The sequence below is a fragment of the Salipiger sp. HF18 genome, from assembly GCF_011806505.1.
Taxonomy (GTDB): Bacteria; Pseudomonadota; Alphaproteobacteria; order Rhodobacterales; family Rhodobacteraceae; genus Salipiger; species Salipiger thiooxidans.
Window position 1 is genome coordinate 1 of sequence record NZ_JAATOS010000573.1, and the last position, 2,368, is coordinate 2,368.

The 2,368-nt window shown below is 65.3% G+C and carries 1 protein-coding gene and 3 pseudogenes; 2 read left to right on the forward strand and 2 right to left on the reverse strand.

Going from position 1 to position 2,368, the window contains the following annotated elements; genetic code table 11:
* Positions 1 to 300 (reverse strand): annotated as a pseudogene (locus HC022_RS24270) (cytochrome c oxidase subunit I); the annotation flags it as partial.
* Between the two features lie 558 nt (positions 301 to 858).
* On the opposite strand from HC022_RS24270, the gene HC022_RS24275 reads away from it, so the two are divergent.
* Positions 859 to 1,320 carry a GNAT family N-acetyltransferase gene (locus HC022_RS24275; RefSeq protein ID WP_167454106.1) on the forward strand — a complete coding sequence of 154 codons (462 nt, stop codon included), beginning with the start codon at positions 859 to 861 and terminating at the stop codon, positions 1,318 to 1,320.
* A gap of 9 nt (positions 1,321 to 1,329) precedes the next feature.
* Here HC022_RS24275 and lipB read toward each other — a convergent pair.
* A pseudogene (gene lipB / locus HC022_RS24280) lies at positions 1,330 to 1,850 on the reverse strand (lipoyl(octanoyl) transferase LipB).
* A gap of 245 nt (positions 1,851 to 2,095) precedes the next feature.
* On the opposite strand from lipB, the pseudogene HC022_RS24285 reads away from it, so the two are divergent.
* Positions 2,096 to 2,368 (forward strand): annotated as a pseudogene (locus HC022_RS24285) (peptidoglycan-binding protein); the annotation flags it as partial.

The window sequence follows — 2,368 nt, forward strand, 5'->3', positions numbered from 1 at the left end:
TAAGAACATCATCAGGGTGCCGTGGCCCGGGATCATCACCTTCCACCGGTGGCCCTTGGGGGGGCAGTTCTCCGTCGCGGTCGGGATCAGACGCGCGCCCTCCCTGCCCATGTACTGCACGCCGGGCTCCATGAGCTCCAGACGCATGTAGATGGTGAAGCACACCGAAATGAGGCCAACGATCGCAGCGGTGATCAGGTAGAGAATCCCGATGTCCTTGTGATTCGTCGACATGAACCAGCGGGTGAAGAACCCCCGGTTGTCCTCGTGTTCGTGGCCGTGAATGGCGGCGTCTGCCATCGTCTGCCTCCTGTTGGTCTCGTCCCGGCGGCTGCGACTGCGCGCAATCCGCCCCTCATATCCAATCATCCTTTTAGAATGTCTCCAGGGACCGGGCAATATAGCCGTTTGATCTGGATCAAACTTTATTGTCGCACCACCTTGCGCAGGGGAGCGGAGCCTCCCAAGGCGGCGGTCCCCCACGATGGTCGCCACCCGTTCGCCGGAAATCGACCCGCGGGCTTGCCCTTGCGTCAGGTATTCCTGACCTGCGACTCGGGGCGCAGTCGGCTAGGGTTGTCTCATCTGCCGAACCAATTTCCGGCGCCGCATTTCCAGATTCGACATTTCCGCCAGGAGGGGCTGCCACCCATGACCTGCATCGACCACCGGACGCCGTCCTTTTCCGTATCGCGCAGGATCCCGGCGCGCGCCCGTCACAAACGCTTCGCTCCTGTCCCGACCAGAAGCGTTTGCTCCTGCACGGTGTTGCTCCCGCCCGTGTCAGGCTATGGTGACCGGAGCGGCGTTCTCCCCGGAACAGGCCGCTCCGGTCATTCCTTTGCGGTGCGAGGGACCATGCAGGACAGGGACGACGCCATCACCCCGGGCCGGGTCGCCGACTTGGCCGAGATCGGCGAGCTGGTGTCCGGCGCCTATGGTCATTACGTCGAGCGCATGGGGATGCTGCCCGGCCCGATGCGCACTGATTATGCCGTGCCGCTGGCGGCGGGGCAGATCGAGGTGCTGCGCGCCGACGGTCGCATCGCGGGGCTTTTGGTGCTGGTGCCCGAGCCCGAGCACATGCTGCTGGACAACGTCGCCGTGGCGCCATGGGCGCAGGGCAGGGGCTTCGGGCGGCGTCTCATGGACCATGCCGAGGCGCGGGCGCGGGCCGCCGGGTATGACCGCATCACGCTTTATACCCACGTCACCATGGTCGAGAATATCAAGATCTACCTGCGGCGCGGCTATGTCGAGACGCACCGGGCCGAGGTCAACGGCCTGCACCGGGTCTACATGGCAAAGCGGCTGGGCTGAGCGCGCGGCTCAGTCGCCGAAGATCTCGCCGAAGCTGCGCTTCAGGGCGACGTCCACGTCGGTCATAGTCACCGGCAGGCCGAGATCGACAAGGCTGGTGACGCCGAAATCGGTGATTCCGCAGGGCACGATGCCGGAAAAGTGCTCGAGCTCGGGTTCGACGTTGATCGAGATGCCGTGGAAGCTCACCCATTTGCGCAGGCGGATGCCGATGGCGGCGATCTTGTCCTCGGCCAGGCTGCCGTCGGGCAGGCGCGGGCGCTCGGGGCGTTCGACCCAGACGCCGACGCGGCCCTCGCGGATGTGGCCGGTGACGTTGAACTCGGCCAGCGCCGCGATCACCCATTTCTCGAGGTTCTGCACGAAACAGCGGATGTCGCGGCCGTGGCGGTTGAGGGCCAGCACCACGCAGACCACGCGCCGGGCCGGGCCGTGATAGGGGGACTGGCCGCCGCGCTTTCCCCCGGACACCCGAAGGCAACCGCGTCCTCGTAGCCCGTCAGGCCGTCGCTCATGATCCATTCCACCATGCCGAGCGGGCTAGGCCCGCGCGCCGCCGTCGTCAAGATCCCACGCGCAGCGAGGGGTAGCGAGGGGCCGCGAGGGCCATTCAGGGCGGGTATTCCAGACCTCCGGCCTCCCTGAGGGGCATCATGGGTTGACAGAATCGTGATCGCCGCAAACCCTGACTGTATTCAATGCGCAACGACCTGTCCCAGCGGGCGCGCCGCCAAGAATTTGCGACATGCTTGCTTTTCATCAGAGGAGATTTCCTGTGAAACGCATTCTCGTTTCCGGACTGCTGACTGCCAGCGTCGCCCTTACCCCGCTTCCCGCCCTTGCCGACAACGCCTTCGTGGGCGGTCTCGTCGGCGGTTTCATCGGCAGCGCCATCGCCAACCAACCCAAGACCCAGCGCGTCTACCGGGCGCCGGCCAGCAGCTCCCGCAAGACCTACAGCAGCAACAAGTCCACGAAGAGCAGCTCGGTCAGCAGCTACGAGCGCCAGACCAACCGCGACACGCAGTCCGCACTCAACTACTTCGGC